Raw genomic sequence first — 17,368 nt, 5'->3', positions numbered from 1 at the left:
CGGGCGGGTTCCCCCCCACAACACGGGGGGGGCCTTGGGGCGCGACGGCGGGCGGTTCCCCCCGGCCGCCCCCCGGCGGGGCGGCCGCCCCCCCCCCCGCCTGGGCTCACTCCGACTCTTTCCTGGAGCCAGCAGATCCGCCATGCCGCACCGCAGTAGACCCTCCGCCCGCCATCACCCCCGCCCCGACGTGGCCCGTAACCGGCTCGCCGTCCGGGCGGTCACGGCGCTCGCCGTGTGCCTCGCGGCCGTCGCCTGCGACTCGTCCCCGCAGGCCGGTCCTTCCGCGCCGCCGGTCACCCGCGAACTCGCTCTCCTGATCAGCAGTCAGAACGGCCTGTACTACCCGCCGTTCCTGCGTGAGGAGCCGGCAGGTCCGGAGGACAACGCCTACGCCCTGCGGATCCGCTCCCTGCTCGGCGAGACGCCGCAGCTCGCGTTGGCACCCAAGACCGCCTCCTTCTTCCGCGACGAGTCCCTGGCAGCCTCCCCGCTGTGGGGACGGACGTGGCTGGCCGGGTTCGCCCGGGCCGGTGCGCCGGAACTGCTCACGGCAGCCGACGCCGAGGCGGTGCGGGGCATGCGGACCCCGGGCGGCTGGTTCGGCGAGCCCGGGGCCGAACAGCCCGACAGCCGCGAATACCGGGCCGAGGCCACCGCCGCGGCCCTGGACGTGCTCCGTGCCGCCGGCGGCCTCACACCGGCCGACCGCGCCGCGACCACAGGCTGGCTGGCCACCGAGGCCGCCGACCGGCCGAGCCTGCGCGAGGCCGGGTCACTGGCCCAGGCCTTCCGCCTGCTCGACGAACCGGTGCCCGACGGCCTCACGGCGCTGCGACCCCCTGTCCAGGACATCAGCAAACTGTCCGGCGACGACCGGTACCAGGCGCTGCTCGACGCCTACGGATACGCCGCGATCCCCCGCCCGCCCGGCTCGCCCTCGGGCCTGGACGCCACCACCTGGACCCACATCCTGGAGCACAACTCCAACTCCCTGGACTACCGGGATCTCTCCTACGCGGTCGCGGTCGCACAGGCGGCCCGCGTTCCAGCGAGCGCCTTCGCCGCCGTACGGGCCCGGATCGTCGACAACCTGCTGGCCGACGGCACGGTACGCGATCCCGGCGCCTACGCCGGCAACCCGGAGGCCGCCCTGTACGGTCTGCGCCTGCGCGTCCTGGCCGGCGAGCCCACCCGGGACCCCGAGTTGGCGGCCGCACTGCACCGGGTGGCCGACCAACCGGAGGTCTCCGACGACCCACACGCCCGCCTGTCCACCGCCGACGCGCTGCACCTCGCCGAGGGCCGGCCGGCCGACGCGGGCGAGCAGGAGCTGTGCCACCAGCCTGACGTGGTACCGGCCGCCGTCGTACCCGAGGAGAGCGAGGCGTGGGCGCGCGCCGCACTCGCCTGCGCCGAACTCGACGTCCACGTGCCGTTGCCCTCGGCCACCCCCTGGCCCCTGGACGATCCCGCGCACGTGACCGCCGCCGCGACCTTGCTGACCGGGCTGGTCGACAGCCGCACGGCAGCCGGGGGCCCGGCCTGGATCTCGGCGGACGCACTGCGGGACTGGGCGCTCAACCCCGAACGCCTGCCCTCCGTCACGGCCTACGCGACGGTCGTGCGCGCCTACCTGCTCGCCGGCGGCCAGGCCGACGGCCGGCTGACCGAGGCGATGGCACGCGGGCTCGACCAGCGCCGCGGCTGCCCCGGACTGCCGGACCTCTACCGGACCGACGCAACGGAGGCCGGCTGCGACCTCAAGGCCACCTGGGCCGTGTGGCAGCTGCAACTGCGCACCGGCGGCAGTGTCCCCGTCCATGCCGGATCGCCGAGCATCGGCTCCGACCGCCCCGAAAGCAGGCAATCATGAGTGACGCCTCCCAACTGCCGCTGGTCGCACGGGATCTGCAAAAGTCCTTCACCCTGCGCGGCCGGCGGATCGACATCCTGCGAGGCGTAGACATGGACCTGCGGCCGGGCAGGATCACCGCCCTGGTCGGCCGCTCCGGATCCGGCAAGACGACGCTGCTGCAGATCATCGGCCTGCTCACCCCGCCGGACGGCGGCACGGTCACCGTCAGCGGGCGGGACGCCTGGTCCCTCAAGGACAACGAGCGCGCCGAACTGCGCCGCTCCTCCCTCGGATTCGTCTTCCAGTCCTTCAACCTGCTCCCCCAACACAGCGCCCTTCGCAATGTCGCGCTGCCCGCCGCCAGCGACTCGCGCACCGCCGTCTCCAAGGCGGCGCAGCTGATGGACCGGGTCGGCCTCGCCGACCGCTCCGCGCACCGGCCGGGTGAACTGTCGGCCGGCGAGCAGCAACGCGTCGCCCTGGCCCGCGCCCTGATCAACGATCCGGGTACCGTCCTCGCCGACGAACCGACCGGCAATCTCGACGCCGCCAACGAACGGCGCATGCTCACGCTCTTCCGCGAAATGGCCGACGAGGGGCGGGCGGTCCTGCTCGTCACCCACAGCGACGCGGTGGCCGCGGCGGCGGACACCGTGCTGCGGATGACCGACGGGGAGCTGTCCGCCCCGGGCCCCACCGAGGCCCGCGCAGCCACCGACACCACCGAGGACGGCGCGGTCACCGGTACTTCCGGGGATGCCGGCACCGCGCAGTCGGGGGGATCCCGATGAACCCGTATGCCCTGGCGCTCGCCAACGTCCGGTCCCTGTGGCGGCGGTTCGTGGGCCTCGCCACACTGCTGACGGTGTCCGTCGCGGTGTGCGTGACGGCCTTCGCCGTCTCCGGCCGGGCCGAGGAGGCCGCCCGGAGCCATGTCCAGGAGGGCACCGCCAACCGGAGCATCACTGTGGACCGGCCGGCCGACCGTACAGACGCCAAGCTCCTCGGGGACGCCGCGCTGCGCGAGCTGTCGGCCCTCCCGCACGCAGCCTCCGTCGAGCCCAGGGCACAGGTCTCCTTCGGCTACAAGGACGACCGCGTCCCGGGCGTGCTGCTCTACGCCACCACCGTGCGCCCGTCCCTGCTGCCGCCGGTGGTCAAGTCCGTCCGACCGGATCTCTTTCCGCTGCACAGTGGTGAGATCGTGCTCCCGAACCGTGCACAGGGCAGCGACCTGGCGCCGCTACTGGACAGCCGCATCACCGTCGAGACCACCCGCGGCACCGCCGACGGGCAGGGCGTCGGGGCGGAGGCCGAGGTGCGCGTGGTCGGTGTCTTCGATCCCGGCTGGCAGCTGGACGGTCCTGACGCGGCGTACGCCGACGACGCCACAGTCCTGCGCTGGAGCGCGGCCAAGGCCGGGGTGCCCGAACCCACGTTCACCAGCACTGTCGGCTACGACCGCATCACCGTGGTGACCGACACCGCACAGCATGTCCCCGCCGTGCTGCAGTCGATCCAGGCCGCCGGATACGGCGCGTCCTCGCTTCAGCAGGAGCTGACCGCACTGCCCGGAGTGCTGTCGCTGATCCGCACCGCCGGCCAGGTGCTGCTGGTCGTGCTCGGCCTGGTCGCACTCCTGGGAACCCTGGTGGTCACCGGGGCGCTCTCCCGCCAGCGCGTCCGCGAGGTCGGCATCCTCAAGGCCGTCGGTTTCAAGAACCGGACCATCCTCACGGTGCTGATCTGCGAGGCCGGCGCTGTCTCGACGGTCGGTGCGGCCGCCGGCGCCGCGCTCGGAACGGCGGGCGCGGCAGCGGCAGCGGCCGCTCTGCGCGGGCGACCCGGCCTCGCGCCCTATCTGCCCTCGGGCCTCCCGCTACCCTCGGCCGGCGTACTCGCCGGGCTCCTCCTGCTGACCGTGTGCGTCGCACTGCTGGGCGCATGGGCGCCCGCACGGCGGGCCGCCCGGATGGCACCCAGCGACGCGATCAAGGAATGGTGAACACCCCATGCGCATCCCTCGTCCCCCTCGCGGTATCCGACTGCTCGCCGCTGCGGCCCTCACCGCGCCGTTGGCCGCCTGCGGCGGTCCGTCCGGTGTCGACCTCGGCGACGACTGGGCCGGCTCCGAGGTCTTCGTCCTCGCGAAAGTGGGCGGGCTGACCACGGTCGTGGGCATCGACCCGGCGCTCGGGAAGGCCGAGTCGCTCGCCGCCGTCCCCACCCGTGATGACGACGACACCGTGGTGAGCCCGCGGATCACCCAGCTCGCGGACAAGCGCTGGATGGTCACCGTGCCCGCCAAGTCCGGCCGGCCCAGCACCCTGTACGAGGTCAACACCAAGGACCATGCCCTCGACCGCATCGGCACGGTCGAGAACGGCCGCGTGCTGATCCCGTCGGGCGGGCAGGTCGCCGCTGTCGGCAGCAGCGTCTCCGGCGCCGGAAAGGCCGACGCCCTGGTCTATGACCCGGCGGGCTGGACGGTCCAGCGCACGGCGACCCTCCCGTTCGACGCCAAGCTGGCGGCGGGCGGCACCGGCGGCCTGTGCTCGGCCGAGACCACCGGCGACCGCTCCCGGGTCGCCCTCATCCCGCTGAACGGCGGCACGGCCCACACCCTGTCTCCCCTGGGCGGCTTCAGCGCACAGTCGCTGACCTGTGCGGACGGTACCCCGGTCCTCGCCGCCGGGCCGGCGAACGGCATGACCCCGGGAACGCCGACGCTCAGCCTGGCGCACCGGGACGGAACCGATGTGGTGACCAGCAGCCTCGGCCGGATCGACCGGGTGGCGGCCGACTCCTCCGTGGTGACCGCCGCGGTGGTGCTGCCCGACCACGTCGAGCTGGTCCAACTCGACCGCAAGGACGGGCGCGAGCTCAAGCGCACCCGCATCGACGGGATGGGCGCGGTGGACGGACTCCGGCCCAGTTCCCGAGGCTGGGTGCTGACATCGGGTGACGCCTCGGCTGTCACCGGGGACGCACCCAAGGCCGTCGCCATCACCCTGCCCGGCCGGATTCTCGACGCCGGCTGACGGGTGTGCGTGGCAAAACCCCGTCACCCTGTGCGACCTTGGCGAATTCGTGGATGAGGCCGCCGAGGCGGTCGCGCCGGATGACAAGCGATTGGTCATTGGCGGCGGGTGGTTCGGTCGGGAAGATTCCGTCAACCTGTCTACTATCAGGACGAGTTGGGCCAATGGCCGAGGTTTGCGCCCGCAGGTACTCCGCCCGTGCGGGTGGAGTACCTGCGGCCTCTCGGGTGGGCACGCGGCCGGCCCAGGGAATCGTCCTCACCGCACTTCGAGCGCGACTTGATACCCGCCCTCAGTGCGGCACTCCTCAACGAGCCCCCCGGACCGCATTCCCGGCCGTCAACGCTCTTGATCGGACAGCGGCGGGCAGGCCGGCCAGGCGGGCGGGCGCAGTCAGGCGATCGAGGAGATCGCGTGATTCGGCTGGGTCAGGCAGGTCCACGCGGCGCCGCCGTTGACCACGCTCGCGCGCATGGGATGCGCGTGCCCGGGGCACCGGGGGCGGGCGGCGCCGTGGGTCAGCTCGATCACCCAGTCCTGGAGCCCGTCGGCCAGGTGGACCAGGGCGTCGACGGGTTGCATGTCGGGCGTCAGCTGGATCCGGGTCCAGTCATCGCCGAGTCTGGCAACGACGTACACACCGGGGTCCGGCGGCGGCTCGTCCGGCTGCCCGAAGGAGAGGCTGGAATGGTAGGCCCCGGTCGGGGGAGATGGCGGAGCGGCGTGCCCGGTCGGTACGGTCACGACGTCGATCTGGCACTGGCCGGTCAGGCCGAGGCTGTTCAAGATCGCCTCGGCTTGACCGGCCACCAGGTGCAGAGGCCCCATGGAGGCGATTATCCGCGAAGCGGCACCAAGCCGCCGGCGATGGTGATCGTTCCCTTGCCGGGGCGGCCGCTGACGTTGACGGGGAACGTCATGTAGTCCTGGTAGTCGATCGAGTCCCACGAGCCGACCTTGCCGATGGTTCCGTGGAAGAAGTAGCTCTTGCCGACGGTGTGCGGGCTGTTCGCGGGTTGCGACTTGCCATTCTTCCACCACCGAAGGCCGGTCTCGCGGACGGGTCCGGCGATGACGGCCTGCATGGAGGGGGCGATGGTGTACCCCCAGTTGATGTTGTTGAAGGCGCAGTTGTGGCGGGCGTGGAAGGTGCCCCGGGCATCCGTCCAGCTGCGGTTGTCGTAACACTTGAGGGCTCCGCGTCCGGCGCTGCCGCCGCCCGGGTCCTGCCGCGTAGGAGCCATCGCGACAGCGGCTCCTGATTCTTCGGGGGTGCTCTCGTCCGGGGACACGACGTCCGCCTCCAACACGGACGCCGCCTCTGGCGTCAGAGCGTCCGGGGCGCCCTGGGCGTCGAGCGAGGCGCGCAGGACCGCCGTGATGGCAGTTACTTCATCGTCGGGGACCGCGCCGCCGTTCGCGTCCGGATCGAGGGTGACCACCAGGGTCACCGTGGGGTCCGCTGTCGAGCTGACGATGATCGTCTGCTCGCCCGGGGACGCGTCGGCGTGGGCAGGTATGGACGATATCGCCGCCATGGTCAAGGTGATGGCCGCGACGGCGGTGATGCGCTTTCCGGTCACGCGAAGCCCTTTCGGTATCGGCAAAGGAAGCAGAAGGACCAGCAGCAGGGGGATGACTGAGGGGTGATGAGCGCGGGATGACGTAAGGCTCGCGTACACGGCAACACCGGCGTCGACCGATCCCGAAGGCCCACTGACCATCGGCGCCCGATCCACTTCCCCTTCCGCACACCGACCCTGACGAGCACTCAGCATTCCTGCGAGAGAATGAGAATTCGATGAGGTCGACCCTCCACTGCTGGCTCACGAACGCCCCGCAGTGGCAACCGGTCGACTCCCGGTAGAAGCCGGCAACCGCGAACGCCGGGACGATGCCATTCCACCTCTCCCCTCATGCTGAACACCCATGAAGAGGGGGCGCGGGTGGCGCTACTTCCCCGCGGCAGGGCCGGACCGCTGCGCACCCTGGCCGGTGGCGGCGGCGATGCAGTCGAAGTCGTGATCGCGATGGAGCAGGGTGAGCCCCTGGAGCTTGACAGTGGCCGTGCGGCGCGACCCCGACGAGCTGCAGGGCGGCGGAGCTGTACCGCCGGGTCCTCATCGAATCCTCACGTTGGTCCGGCGAAGCTGTCGGACGTCACGAGGCGCTCTTCGGTTCCCCCGCAGGAGAGCCCTCGTCGCTGTTGCCGACGACGGGGGAACGATGCCACCGATGACCGACCGCACGTCCGGTCGCAGTGCCGCCGCGTGCGTGCAGGGCATGCGGCGTGACGGGCGGACGGTGCCGCAGCTGTTCCTCACCGCCCGCGACACGGTTGGCTACCGGCCGGAGGAGGCGGCCAGGCCCTCGCCTTCGGGTCACGTCGACGAGGAGCGCGGTCCGGCGTGAACGTCGCCCGGGCGCGGACCTTCAGGCACTCGTCGCGGGTCAGTGTGATGAGCCCGCGAATGTCCGGCCCACCCGGCAGGCCGGCGAGGACCCATGGGCCGGCGCCGGGCAACCCGTCAGGGTCACGGTCACGGCCCCCTCGGCCCCCTCGTACGCCTCCTTCATGCTGCACAGCACGATCGACGAGTCCGGCATACCGGACGAGGACACCCGGCGACAGAAGGTCCTGGCCTGCGGCCCCGGAATCACCGACCCGGGCTGCCGGATCACCGACAACGGGAACGGCTCCCCCACGATCGAGGTCGTGGGCACCCCGCCGACCAGCCATCCGTACCGCGTACTGTACGTACAGTGAGCACCGAACCGTCCCGGCACTGAGGAGACTTGGGCCTCATGGCAGCTTCCACTCGGCTAACCGGCCCACCGACGGGCCCTGACTGGCTCGCCGCCTGGGCACTGTCCCGGATCGCGGTCACGGCCGCCGAGGACGCACGCGTGGATGCCGTGATCGACATCGCATGCGCGGCACGCGACGCCGGGGCGAACCTCGGCGGCCGCTACGGCGCCCACGAGGTGGGCGATCCGGCACACCCACCGCAGGCGGGACGGCGAAGCTTCCACCTCGACGGCATCTCCCCCCTCCGCCTCCGGGAGGAGGACAGCGACGAGCCGTGGGCCGCGCTGCTCGACCCGGCACGCCTGATCCGGGGCATCGGGGCGGTGACCGGGGCCCGTCGAACCGGACCGTGGGTCGAACTCGGCCTCACCCCACACCCGTTGTTCGCCGACCCGACCGACCGCTGGCTGTCGCCGGGCGCGCGGAGCCTGATCATCCGGCTCGACCCGGACACCGGCTTCCTCCGGTTCGCCGCGCTCCACGACGAGCACGGCCTCCTGATGACGGCCCAGGTCGGCGACCTGAACGTCGCCGACGCGCGTCCCCCGGGCCATGCGGGCACGGTCCTGGCCCGCATGGCCGCAACCCTGCTGGAACCCGCCCGACTGACGGCGGAGGTGCGCATCGAGGCCGACCCGCACGACGACCTCTCCTTCGCACCCGTGCCCTCGTCCCGCTCGTGGACGGTCTCGTCCGACCGGGGATCCCTGGCGTTGACGGGCGACTACGAACCGGACCGGACCAGCCCGGTGGCCGCCCGCCTGGCCGAACTCCTCACCCCGGCCCGGATCGTCTCCCACCTGGCACACGTCACGGCCACGTCACCGACCTCCATCAAGGCCACCGTCCGACCCCTGCGCAGCTTCCCACTCAGCGCCTGGGCCCCGGACTCCACCCTGACGTGCCACTTCACGGTGGACCCGACCACAGGTGTCCTCGTACGAGCCGAAGCGACCGAAGGCCGGCGCACGGTCTTCCGCCACACCGTCACCGCGCTGGGCCCGAAAGGGCACGCCGAGCCCCTGAACTGAGGCGACGCCCGGCATCGACAGCCGCGTCCGCCTCGCGGGGCGGTCGCATCCCGCCTGCAGCCGGCGCACCGTCAGGCGGCGCGCCGGACGGCGAGCTCGACGAGCAGGCCGCACACCAGCTGCTCGACCTCAACGCGGATCGGGCGGACGGCGTGCACGCCCTGGCCGGCCGGGTCGGCCAGCTGCCAGTCCAAGTAGCGCTTGCCAAGGAAGTACTGGCAGGCGTCGCCGCAGCCCATGGTGATCACCACATCGGACACCTGCACCGCCTCGGCGGTGAGCGCCTTCGGAACCTCGGCGGAGATGTCGATCCCGACCTCGGCCAGGGCCTCGACCACCGCCGGGTTCACGGTGTCGGCGGGGGCGGACCCGCCCGAGCGGACCAGCACCCGGTCCCAGCCGAGGTGAGCAAGGAAGGCGGCGGCCATCTGGGAGCGGTCGGCGTCGTGGACGCGGCCGAACAGCACGGACGGGACGGTGGAAGTGCTCACAGGCGGGCGCAGGGCGGCCGCATACTGCTGCCCGCCGGCGCCGTGCCCCTGTTCAGCCGCTCGGCCCTGCACCGCGACCCACAGGTATCCGACAACACCACCGTCTTCGGCCCCGACCGCTGGCTTCCCGACCGCCAGGCCGCCCGGAACCGGTCCGTCTTCATCCCGTTCGGGGACGGGAACCGCGAGTGCCTTGGCGACACCTTCGCCTGGACCAAGATGCGCGAGGTCGCCGCCGCGCTGGTCACCCGCTGGAGCCTTCGCCACGCACCCGGCACCAAGATCGGCGAGACCCGACTGTCTGCCACCCTGCAGCCCACCGGACTGCGAATGACCGCCACCGCCGCTCCCCGCCCCTGGCCTAACGTCGGTGGACAGGACACGCAGCGCAGCGCTCTGTCCGGGGCACCGGCCCTGCCGCCCGCCGGGCGCTGCCGCCGGGCAGGACCGGCGATGTCGTGGGCATCATGGAGGCGGGGCGACTGCGGCCTGCTCCGTGTGAGGCCTTGTGTCCTTCGCGATCAGCCCTTCGGTACTCGTGAGGCGTGCGTATGGAGATCCCGCCATCGGAAGGAAGCGCCGGCGCCGACGTTCCCTCCCAGACGGACGAGGAGCTGCTGGCGTGCCTGTTCGAGCAGGCACCCATCGGTCTGGTGGTGTACGAGACGCGCCTGCGGCTGGTGCGGGTCAGTGCGGCCGTGGAGCGGGTCAGCGGCGTCCCGATCAGCCGGCTGCTGGGACGCCATGTCCGCGAGGTCTACCCCGGGTCGGACGGCGAGGTGGTCGAGGAACGTCTGCGGTCCGTGCTGGCCGACGGCAAACCGCGCCGTACCGAGCACCGGATCCCCACGCCGGCCGACGCCGGTGGCGACCGGGTGTGGTCCGGCACCACCTTCCGCATGACCGGCGCGGGCGGAGAGGTGATCGGGGTCGGCTCCATCCTCGTCGACAAGACCTCGCGCACCCGTGCCCGGGAGCGGCTGACCCTGCTGAAGGAGGCCGGTGAACGGATCGGCTCGACCCTGGACGTGCTGCGGACCGCTGAGGAGTTCGCCGAGGTCGCCGTCCCGCAGCTGGCGGACTTCGTCGCCGTCGACCTGCTCGAGGGCGTCGAGCGTGGCGAGGAACCCAGGCCCGCGGGAGGTGCCCCCGCGCTGCGCCGGGCGGCGGCACGGTCGGTGACCCCGCACGCCCCGGAGTCGCTCCACCCGGTCGGCGCAGCCGTGGCCTTCCACCCCGCCACCCCGCTGGCCCGCTGGCCCGCTGCCTGGCGTCGGGGGAGGCCTTGCTGATCAAGGGCCCGGCCGGCGCGCTCGGCTGGCCGGCCCACGATGCGGCGCGGGCGGAGAGGATCGCCGAGAGCGGTGTCCACTCGGTCGTCATCGTTCCGCTGAAGGCGCGGGACGTCACCCTGGGCCTGGTCCACTTCTACCGCTGGCGCTCCTCGGGCCCCTTCGAGGACGACGACCTCAAGCTCGCCCAGGACCTGGCGGCGCGGGCGGCCGTGTGCGTGGACAATGCCCGCCGCTACACCCAGGAGCGCCGCGCGGCCCTGGCTCTCCAGGACAGTGTGCTGCAGGAACCCGCGCCAGCACGCGGTTCCCTGGCGACCGCCCACCGCTACCTGCGCGCCCGCACGGGGGCCGGCGGCGACTGGTTCGACGTCATAGCCCTGCCCGGCGCCCGCACCGCCCTGGTCGTCGGCGACGTGCCAGGCCGCGGCATCGACGCCGTCGCCCGCGCCGGCCGCCTGCGCACCGCAGTGCGCACCCTGGCGGGTATGGGGCTGTCCCCGGACGAGGTGCTCGCACACCTGGACGACACCGTCTCGGGAACGGCCAAGGCCGTCCCGGGAACGGCCAAACGTGAGCACGATCCGGGCGAACCCCTGGCGGCGATCGGCGCCACCTGCCTGTTCGCGATCTACGACCCGGTGACGGGGCGCTGCCAGGTGGCCAGCGCCGGGCACCTGCCGCCCGCCGTCGCGCGGCCCGCACGGCCCCCCATCTTCGCCGACATCCCGACCGGCCCCCGCTGGGCCTCGGAGGCCTACCGTTCGAGACCGCCGACATCGACCTGGAGGCCGGCAGCATCCTGGCGCTGTTCACCAACGGCCTCGTCCAGCAACGGCCCCTCGACCTCGACGCAGGCCTCGACCGGCTGCGATCGTCCCTCGCCGGGGCCGCCGACGACCTCGAAGAGCTGGCCCGTGCCGCTGTGGACGCCACCCTCGGGGAGAGCGTCCCGGACGACGACGCCGTGCTGCTCCTGGCCCGCACCCGGGTCCTGACCGCCGACGACGTCGCCACCTGGGACCTGCCCTCCGATCCGGCCGTCGTATCACAGGCCCGTGCCATGGCCAACCGCCAACTCCGGGAGTGGGACCTCACGGACCTCGGCCTGGTCACCGAGCTGGTCGTCAGCGAACTGGTCACCAACGCGATCCGCTACGGTCGCAGCCCGATCCAGCTACGCCTCATCCGTGACCGTGCGCTGACCTGCGAGGTCTCCGACGGGTCCAGCACCTCGCCACACCTGCGGCTGGCCCGGGACACCGACGAGGGCGGCCGCGGACTGTTCATGATCGCCCAGCTGGTGGACGCCTGGGGCACCCGTTACGGTCCGACCGACAAGACCATCTGGGCCGAACAGGCCATCCGGCCCGCCGAGTTGAGCTCCCTGGGGGAGGCACTCATGGCGGCGGTGGAGCCGCTCTGACCACACTCCCCCGACTGTGACCGGTGCGGAACCGGTGCATCGGCCCCCCTGCGGACCCTGCCAGATCGCCGGGCCCGCAGGAAATCAGTGACTGCCGGTCACGGCCGGGCCAGCCACCCGACCGGTCTGCAGTTCCTCTGCCAGCTACAGGAGTTCGCGCCCGGCCCTTCGGGCACCCGCGACGGTCGCGCGCCGGCGGACGTTCAGAAACCTCCACGCGACATGGGCGGACACGAGCGCGGTCTCGGAGGCGCCCGCATCCGCACGCCTCAGCCTGCCGCCGGCACCGGGACCGTCAGGTCGTACCCGAATTCGTCGGAGCCGGTCATGAACATGAGGCGCACGGTCAGCGATCCGGCCTCCGGTGGCAGACCGGGCTGCCCCGAGATGCTGCCGGCGGTCCGGCTACCGTCCGGGCTGAGGCCTCGGGCGCCGCCGAAGTCGCTGTAGTGGTTGCCGAGGTCGTCGACGGCCTCCAGCCACAGGAATACCGGGGCAGCGGGCGGGGAGACAGAGCTCAGATCGTCGGGCAGCGGCGGTTCGATCGAGTAGCTCACGGTGAAGGACTCCGCCGACCTCGACAGCGCGTGGACCGTCAGCTCGTGGCGGCCGGACAGGACGGAGATCCGCTGTACCGCCTTCCCTCTGTTGCTCATGGTCTCTGTCTCCCCGGTGTGTCAGGCGCTGCCGGGCGTCGGGACCTGGCAGGTGATGTAGCGGTCGGCCGCGGTGTTGGGCTTCGATCCCTTCAGGTACCAGTAGAACGTGACCTTGTTGCCGGTCCGGATGGTGCCGCCGCCACCGCCGATGAACTGGAAGCCGTTCAGACTGCCGTGGTAGTTGTACCAGTTGGGCTGGGTGTGCGGGCCGTAGGGCGGATTGATGGCCCTGCCGTTGACGTACGAGTACGGCATCGTGACGGTGACGACCGGGCCGAGCGCGGACTTGGCGGCGCCGGAGAGCTTGAAGCTCCATGCCAGCGTCCCGCCCCGGGCGCGCTGGAACTGCACCGTGGAGACGGGGTGTGTCCAGGTGCCGGTGCACATCGTGTTGGCCTGGGTCCGCGCGTGCACCACGGCCGCCTTGGCCGCGGCGGCGGCCGCGACCGGGTCGGACGGGTCCGGTATCGACGCAGAGCCCGGTGCGTCGGGTACGTCGGGTGCGTCGGGTGTGACGTCGTCGGGCGTCACGGGGGCGTCGGGGGCCACGTCCGCGTCGGGTGCGCTGCCGTCAGCCGGATCCGGAACGGTCTCCGCGTTGAGGAACCCGCCGCCGTTGATGTCGCCGGGAACGGTTACCTCAGGCAGGCCACCGTCAGCCGGGTCCGGAACGGACGCTGCGCTGAGGGACCAGGCGCCGTTGGCCGGGCTGGATACGTCCGCCGCGCCGGCTGGTGCTGCGCCTGCGATGACAAGGGCACTTGCGGTTGCCACGCTGACCAGCAGAGCGGCGCTCCTGGAACTGATGCGAGATGACACGGGATTCCCTCCGAGTGAAGGTCACAGGCCGCACACCTGATCCTGCGGACCGCCCCTGAGCGAGGCGGGCGGTGCTGCGGCCGACCACGAGTGACACCAGCGCGACCGGACAGAGCCGGGACTCCCTCACGGTTCGCTGATGCAGCGTCAGCCTGCCGGGAGGAAGATGAGGTTTTCATGAGGCGGCTTCCCCTCGCGCACAGCCAAGCTGGGGCCGGCGGCGAGCTGGAGTGGGCGCGGGTGGCGATCGGCTCGGTGCGCGTGCGAGCTCTGAAGGGCCGGATCGCTTCCGGGCTCAGCCCGTCAGGAGCCGGGCGGTAGTTGGAAGCCGTGGAGCCAGCGGGGCTGGTCCAGGACGTACGGGTGGACGATGAAGCCGTCGGGTGTCTCCCGGAAGCCGGGTAGCTCGCGGGCGCGCTCGATCCGGGCCTCGGCGAGGGCGAGGGTGGTGTAGAGGCCGAGGACCTTGACGCAGTCCTCGTTGTCGTCCCACACCAGCGGCTCGCCGTCCTCGAAGAGGTCGGGCACGGCGGGGTCCTCGGCGGTGGGGAGATGGTGGTGGTGCAGGAGGAGGTAGAGGGTTCTTGGCATGAGGATCCGTCCTTCCTGGTGCCGGGTCATATGTGCTCTCCGTTTCCGTGACGTCCGTGGATGACGGTGAAGTAGCCGTCCGTCCACTGGTCCTCGTCGGGCAGCATCGGGGAGATCTGGAAGCAGTCGGGCTCGTCGCGAAAGCCGGGCAGCTCGCGGGCGGCGGCCAGGTGGGCGGCGGCCGTGGCCTCGTCGCGGAAGACGCCGAGCAGGCGCCACTCCTCCTCGTCCAGGTGCAGGCTGCCGTCCGGATCGGTGTGGATGATGCTGCCGTCGTCCTCGACCACCAGATGACGGGCGTGCCAGAGCAGGTAGACCTGCGGGTCCTCCACGGGCTGTCTCCTTCCTCACCGGCGCTTGCGGCCGGGCATGTTCATCAACGGCTCGGATGTCGGCCGGCGGGTCTCGTCGCTGTCGGCGGCAACCAGTTCGGCGGCGTGCACGGGATCGCCGTCCGCACGCGAGAGCAGCGCCTCAAGGCAGTAATCGGACGGCCCGAAGCCGGTGTCGACTCCGATGGACAGGCCGGCGTCGAAGCGCGCCATGGACACGCCGGCACGCAGGTCGGGGCGGATCCGGTGGAGTTCACACACGAGCTCCCAGGCCAGGGCGTCCTGCCGGGCCCGGTGCACCGGGTCACAGGCGTGCACGGCCTCGGTGACGCCGGTGTCGTCGGGGTCGTAGTTCCGCAGGGCCGACAGCAGTTCGGAGCTGCCGAGGATCCGCGCCGCGCTGAAGGTGAGCACGTCGGCGCCCTCGGGGTCCTCCAGCAGATCCCTCAGCAACGGGACGGCACGCGGGTCGTGGCGGCGAGCCAGTCCGCGGATGCCCTCCGCGCGGGTGTCCGGATCCGCGTCCGTCGTGCGCTCCCAGAGGGCGGAGCGGACCTCCCGGGTGTCGACCTCGGCCTGGAAGCCCAGCGTGAACGTCGCCCAATCGCGGACCTGCGGGCACTCGTCACGGGTCAGCGTGATGAGCGCGCAGACGTCCGGCCCGTCCGGCAGACCGGTGAGGACGCCGACGAACGAGACGGCGACCCGCTGGCGGACGTCGGCGTCGGGGTGCCCGGCGAGAGCGACCAGGACCGGGACGGCACGGGGGTCGTAGGTCCGCTCGACGGCACGGGCGAGGGACCACAGCACACCGTCGTCCGCCTCCCGCTCCGCGAGGGCAGTCAGCGCCTCCGCCGCCTCGGCCCGGACCGTCTCGTCCTGGTCGCTCGCGTGGTACAGCAGGTCGCAGCCCGTTGCGCGCTCAGCCTGGTCGTCCGAGCCGACCAGCTCCAGGCCGAAGCTCAGCGCCCCCGCCCCGTCAGTCGCGGCCTGCCGCAGGATCGTCTCGTACTCGTCCCAGTCACCGTTCTCCTCGGCGACCCGAGCCGCTGCCAACGCCTGTTCCACCAGTTCCACCATCCCGCTCACTTCCTCGCCTTCCCGACGGCTCCTTGATCACCGCAGCACCCTGGGTAGGGCATGGAAGGGTCTCTCAACAGGCCGGCTGCCCGAGGAACACCATGCCGAGACCGGACAGGACCGTCAGCGTCGCCAGCAGTGCGGCGGTCAGCGCGGCGCCCCGGGACTCGGACCCGCGGGCCACGACCCAGGACACCGCCAACGCCAGCAGACCGAGGATCCCGAGGCCTGTCGCGCCGAATGCTGCCACGACTCGTCCCGGTCCCTTGCCCCAGCACGGCTGCTCCCGCTGGAAGAGCAACCAGGACGTCACCGTGGCCACGACCAGGACAGCGGTCGCGACCACGGGCGCGGCCGAGCGCCGCCATGCCAGGGCCCCTGCGGGCTTCTCGTTCACGTGGGCTCCTTTGAAGGGAGTTGGCAGGACGCCCCGACGGGCATCGCACGGGCGCCGGAGCATCCTGCGTCGGTCACCGCGTCACTGGCCGCGCACGGCGGCGTTGATCAGGGCGGCGGTGCTGCTGTTCCACAGGACGGCGGACGAGACGTTGTCGGTCTTGCCGCCGTCGTCGACCCCGCCCAGGGAGGCGATGGCGGTGCCGCGATTGGTGCTGTTGTCGAAGTTCTCCAGCAGCAGCGAGCCCGAGACCCCGTTCGCGAACCGGTCGCACGGGAACTCGACGTGCCAGGTGTACTTCCGGAGGCGGCGGGTGGCGGTGATGCACTGGAGCGGGGTGTCACGGTTGCCCGGGTAGCCGGTGATCTCGACGTAGTTGTTGTACCCCGCGTTGGTCCGCCAGCCGTTCGCGCCGGTGACGTCCTGGATCCTGCGGCCCTTCAGGTCCTTGAGGACCACGAAGCCGTAGTCGTAGTCCGGATTGCGCTTGTTGCGCCACTGGGTCGAGATGTAGCGGGACTTCACCGACCACTTGCCGTACGGCGCCTGGCCGTTGTGGTAGCCGGGGACGAAGACGCCGTTGGGCATCGGGACGTACTTGAAGATGCAGTGACCGGCAGTGGCGACGATGTTCTTCGACCCGGTGTTGATCACGGTACCGGTGCAACGCCACTTGATCGGGCCGATGTTGAAGAACAGGGCACCGACTGATGGGACTCCACTGGAAGGCCAGGACGCCCGCGGGGCCGAGGAGCCCGCGGCCGGTGCCGTCGTCCCGGTGGGGTCGGCCGGATCGGCTGCACTCCGGTCCAGTGGTCCTGACGGTGCTTCTGCATCGGCCGGCGCTGCGGGGAGGTCATCGCTGACCGATGGTTCCGGCTGGTCCGTCACGGCATCCATGGGTGTCAAGGGACAGTGGGATCTCCCCGGTGGCGGAAAGTTGATCTCCCCGCTGGTGGACAGTAAAAGTCCCCAGTGGACAGTTGATCTCCCCGGGGTGGGGTCAGTCGAGGGGGACGACGCCTCGACCGGTGGTCGCCTCGGCAAGGCGGTGGCTGTCGCCCTGGGTGACGACGACGTGGGCGTGGTGCAGGAGCCGGTCGACGGTCGCGGTGGCGAGGGTCTTGGGCATGATCTCGTCGAATCCCGACGGATGAAGATTGCTGCTGACCGCCAGACTGCGACGCTCGTAGGCGGCATCGACCAGGCGGTAGAAGCCTTCGGCAGCGTCGGGCGAGACGGGCAGGAGCCCGATGTCGTCGACGATGATCAGATCGGTTCGAGTGATCCGGGTGATCGCCTTCGACACCGAGTCGTCGACGCGGTGGCGGCGGACCAGGGCGCCGAGGTCTTCGATGGTGAACCAGGCGACGGTCATGCCGGCGTCGACGGCGGCCTGCCCGAGCGCCTCGGTGAAGTGGCTTTTGCCCGTGCCGGACGGGCCGACCTGAGCTTCCCCCGGTGTGCGGGAGGTGCTGATCAGCTGGTCAGAAGGGGTTGGCGGGGTTTCAGGTTCACTTGTTCGGCCGTCGCGTGGTTGGC

20 protein-coding genes and 3 pseudogenes are annotated in these 17,368 nt (G+C 71.7%); 11 read left to right on the top strand and 12 right to left on the bottom strand.

Annotated features, from left to right (window positions below; translation table 11 throughout):
• Positions 1-142 precede the first annotated feature (142 nt).
• Genes ACGF12_RS34290 through ACGF12_RS34275 form a run of 4 tightly spaced genes read left to right on the top strand, consistent with a single transcriptional unit; the run spans position 143 to position 4,899 of the window.
• Positions 143-1,876, top strand: a complete 1,734-nt coding sequence (locus ACGF12_RS34290) for a hypothetical protein (protein ID WP_393039075.1) — start codon at positions 143-145, stop codon at positions 1,874-1,876.
• Positions 1,873-2,649 carry an ABC transporter ATP-binding protein gene (locus ACGF12_RS34285; protein WP_393039072.1) on the top strand — a complete coding sequence of 259 codons (777 nt, stop codon included), beginning with the start codon at positions 1,873-1,875 and terminating at the stop codon, positions 2,647-2,649. Before ACGF12_RS34290 ends, ACGF12_RS34285 begins: the two co-directional genes overlap by 4 nt.
• Positions 2,646-3,863 carry an FtsX-like permease family protein gene (locus ACGF12_RS34280; protein WP_393039069.1) on the top strand — a complete coding sequence of 406 codons (1,218 nt, stop codon included), beginning with the start codon at positions 2,646-2,648 and terminating at the stop codon, positions 3,861-3,863. Before ACGF12_RS34285 ends, ACGF12_RS34280 begins: the two co-directional genes overlap by 4 nt.
• Before the next feature lie 7 nt (positions 3,864-3,870).
• Positions 3,871-4,899, top strand: coding sequence for a hypothetical protein (locus tag ACGF12_RS34275; protein WP_393039066.1), 1,029 nt, complete (start codon positions 3,871-3,873; stop codon positions 4,897-4,899).
• Positions 4,900-5,292: 393 nt separating this feature from the next.
• On the opposite strand, the gene ACGF12_RS34270 is transcribed toward ACGF12_RS34275, so the two are convergent.
• From ACGF12_RS34270 to ACGF12_RS34260, 3 genes and pseudogenes are all read right to left on the bottom strand, one after another.
• Positions 5,293-5,727 (bottom strand): hypothetical protein, encoded by a 435-nt coding sequence (locus ACGF12_RS34270; RefSeq protein WP_393039063.1) that lies wholly within the window; start codon positions 5,725-5,727, stop codon positions 5,293-5,295.
• Positions 5,728-5,735: 8 nt separating this feature from the next.
• Positions 5,736-6,638 (bottom strand): hypothetical protein, encoded by a 903-nt coding sequence (locus ACGF12_RS34265; RefSeq protein WP_393039060.1) that lies wholly within the window; start codon positions 6,636-6,638, stop codon positions 5,736-5,738.
• A 213-nt stretch (positions 6,639-6,851) separates the two neighbouring features.
• A pseudogene (locus ACGF12_RS34260) lies at positions 6,852-6,965 on the bottom strand (VapC toxin family PIN domain ribonuclease); the annotation flags it as partial.
• Between the two features lie 169 nt (positions 6,966-7,134).
• Between ACGF12_RS34260 and ACGF12_RS34255 the strand changes: the two are divergent.
• The 3 genes from ACGF12_RS34255 to ACGF12_RS34245 all read left to right on the top strand — a co-directional run bounded on the left by ACGF12_RS34255 (position 7,135) and on the right by ACGF12_RS34245 (position 8,739).
• On the top strand, positions 7,135-7,311 hold the full coding sequence (locus tag ACGF12_RS34255) for a hypothetical protein (RefSeq protein WP_393039057.1): 177 nt from the start codon (positions 7,135-7,137) through the stop codon (positions 7,309-7,311).
• Positions 7,312-7,474: 163 nt separating this feature from the next.
• Positions 7,475-7,666 (top strand): hypothetical protein, encoded by a 192-nt coding sequence (locus ACGF12_RS34250; RefSeq protein ID WP_393039054.1) that lies wholly within the window; start codon positions 7,475-7,477, stop codon positions 7,664-7,666.
• A 38-nt stretch (positions 7,667-7,704) separates the two neighbouring features.
• Positions 7,705-8,739, top strand: a complete 1,035-nt coding sequence (locus ACGF12_RS34245; protein ID WP_393039052.1) for a hypothetical protein — start codon at positions 7,705-7,707, stop codon at positions 8,737-8,739.
• A 71-nt stretch (positions 8,740-8,810) separates the two neighbouring features.
• On the opposite strand, the gene ACGF12_RS34240 is transcribed toward ACGF12_RS34245, so the two are convergent.
• Positions 8,811-9,230 carry a phosphotyrosine protein phosphatase gene (locus ACGF12_RS34240; RefSeq protein ID WP_393039049.1) on the bottom strand — a complete coding sequence of 140 codons (420 nt, stop codon included), beginning with the start codon at positions 9,228-9,230 and terminating at the stop codon, positions 8,811-8,813.
• Between ACGF12_RS34240 and ACGF12_RS34235 the strand changes: the two are divergent.
• The 4 genes and pseudogenes from ACGF12_RS34235 to ACGF12_RS34220 form a co-directional block, all read left to right on the top strand.
• A pseudogene (locus tag ACGF12_RS34235) lies at positions 9,144-9,506 on the top strand (cytochrome P450); the annotation flags it as partial. The gene ACGF12_RS34240 and the pseudogene ACGF12_RS34235 sit on opposite strands and share 87 nt — an antisense overlap.
• A 275-nt stretch (positions 9,507-9,781) precedes the next feature.
• Positions 9,782-10,522: a PAS domain-containing protein gene (locus ACGF12_RS34230; protein ID WP_393039046.1), complete on the top strand. Its 741-nt coding sequence runs from the start codon at positions 9,782-9,784 to the stop codon at positions 10,520-10,522.
• A pseudogene (locus tag ACGF12_RS34225) lies at positions 10,486-11,450 on the top strand (PP2C family protein-serine/threonine phosphatase); the annotation flags it as partial. The gene ACGF12_RS34230 and the pseudogene ACGF12_RS34225, both read left to right, overlap by 37 nt.
• Positions 11,451-11,585: 135 nt before the next feature.
• The gene (locus tag ACGF12_RS34220; protein ID WP_393039093.1) at positions 11,586-11,948 is read left to right on the top strand and encodes an ATP-binding protein; all 363 of its coding nucleotides are present in this window, start codon (positions 11,586-11,588) and stop codon (positions 11,946-11,948) included.
• 269 nt (positions 11,949-12,217) lie between these two features.
• On the opposite strand, the gene ACGF12_RS34215 is transcribed toward ACGF12_RS34220, so the two are convergent.
• The 8 genes from ACGF12_RS34215 to ACGF12_RS34180 form a co-directional block, all read right to left on the bottom strand.
• Positions 12,218-12,604 carry a hypothetical protein gene (locus ACGF12_RS34215; RefSeq protein WP_393039043.1) on the bottom strand — a complete coding sequence of 129 codons (387 nt, stop codon included), beginning with the start codon at positions 12,602-12,604 and terminating at the stop codon, positions 12,218-12,220.
• Positions 12,605-12,625: 21 nt separating this feature from the next.
• Positions 12,626-13,381 carry a hypothetical protein gene (locus ACGF12_RS34210; protein WP_393039040.1) on the bottom strand — a complete coding sequence of 252 codons (756 nt, stop codon included), beginning with the start codon at positions 13,379-13,381 and terminating at the stop codon, positions 12,626-12,628.
• 348 nt (positions 13,382-13,729) lie between these two features.
• Complete coding sequence (locus tag ACGF12_RS34205) at positions 13,730-14,017, bottom strand: hypothetical protein (protein WP_393039037.1); 288 nt, start codon at positions 14,015-14,017, stop codon at positions 13,730-13,732.
• Between the two features lie 26 nt (positions 14,018-14,043).
• Positions 14,044-14,349, bottom strand: a complete 306-nt coding sequence (locus ACGF12_RS34200; RefSeq protein ID WP_393039034.1) for a hypothetical protein — start codon at positions 14,347-14,349, stop codon at positions 14,044-14,046.
• A 15-nt stretch (positions 14,350-14,364) separates the two neighbouring features.
• Positions 14,365-15,429, bottom strand: coding sequence for a HEAT repeat domain-containing protein (locus tag ACGF12_RS34195; protein WP_393039031.1), 1,065 nt, complete (start codon positions 15,427-15,429; stop codon positions 14,365-14,367).
• A 73-nt stretch (positions 15,430-15,502) separates the two neighbouring features.
• A complete protein-coding gene (locus tag ACGF12_RS34190) occupies positions 15,503-15,826 on the bottom strand; it encodes a hypothetical protein (protein WP_393039028.1) in 324 nt (107 codons plus the stop codon).
• Between the two features lie 81 nt (positions 15,827-15,907).
• Complete coding sequence (locus ACGF12_RS34185; RefSeq protein ID WP_393039025.1) at positions 15,908-16,480, bottom strand: trypsin-like serine peptidase; 573 nt, start codon at positions 16,478-16,480, stop codon at positions 15,908-15,910.
• Positions 16,481-16,829: 349 nt separating this feature from the next.
• Positions 16,830-17,368 (bottom strand): ATP-binding protein (locus ACGF12_RS34180; protein WP_393039022.1); only part of this gene is annotated, 539 nt, incomplete at its 5' end.

Origin of the sequence: Kitasatospora sp. NPDC048296 (genome assembly GCF_043201815.1) — a bacterium.
Classification (GTDB): domain Bacteria; phylum Actinomycetota; class Actinomycetes; order Streptomycetales; family Streptomycetaceae; genus Kitasatospora.
This window is presented reverse-complemented; position numbering and strand designations above follow the sequence as displayed.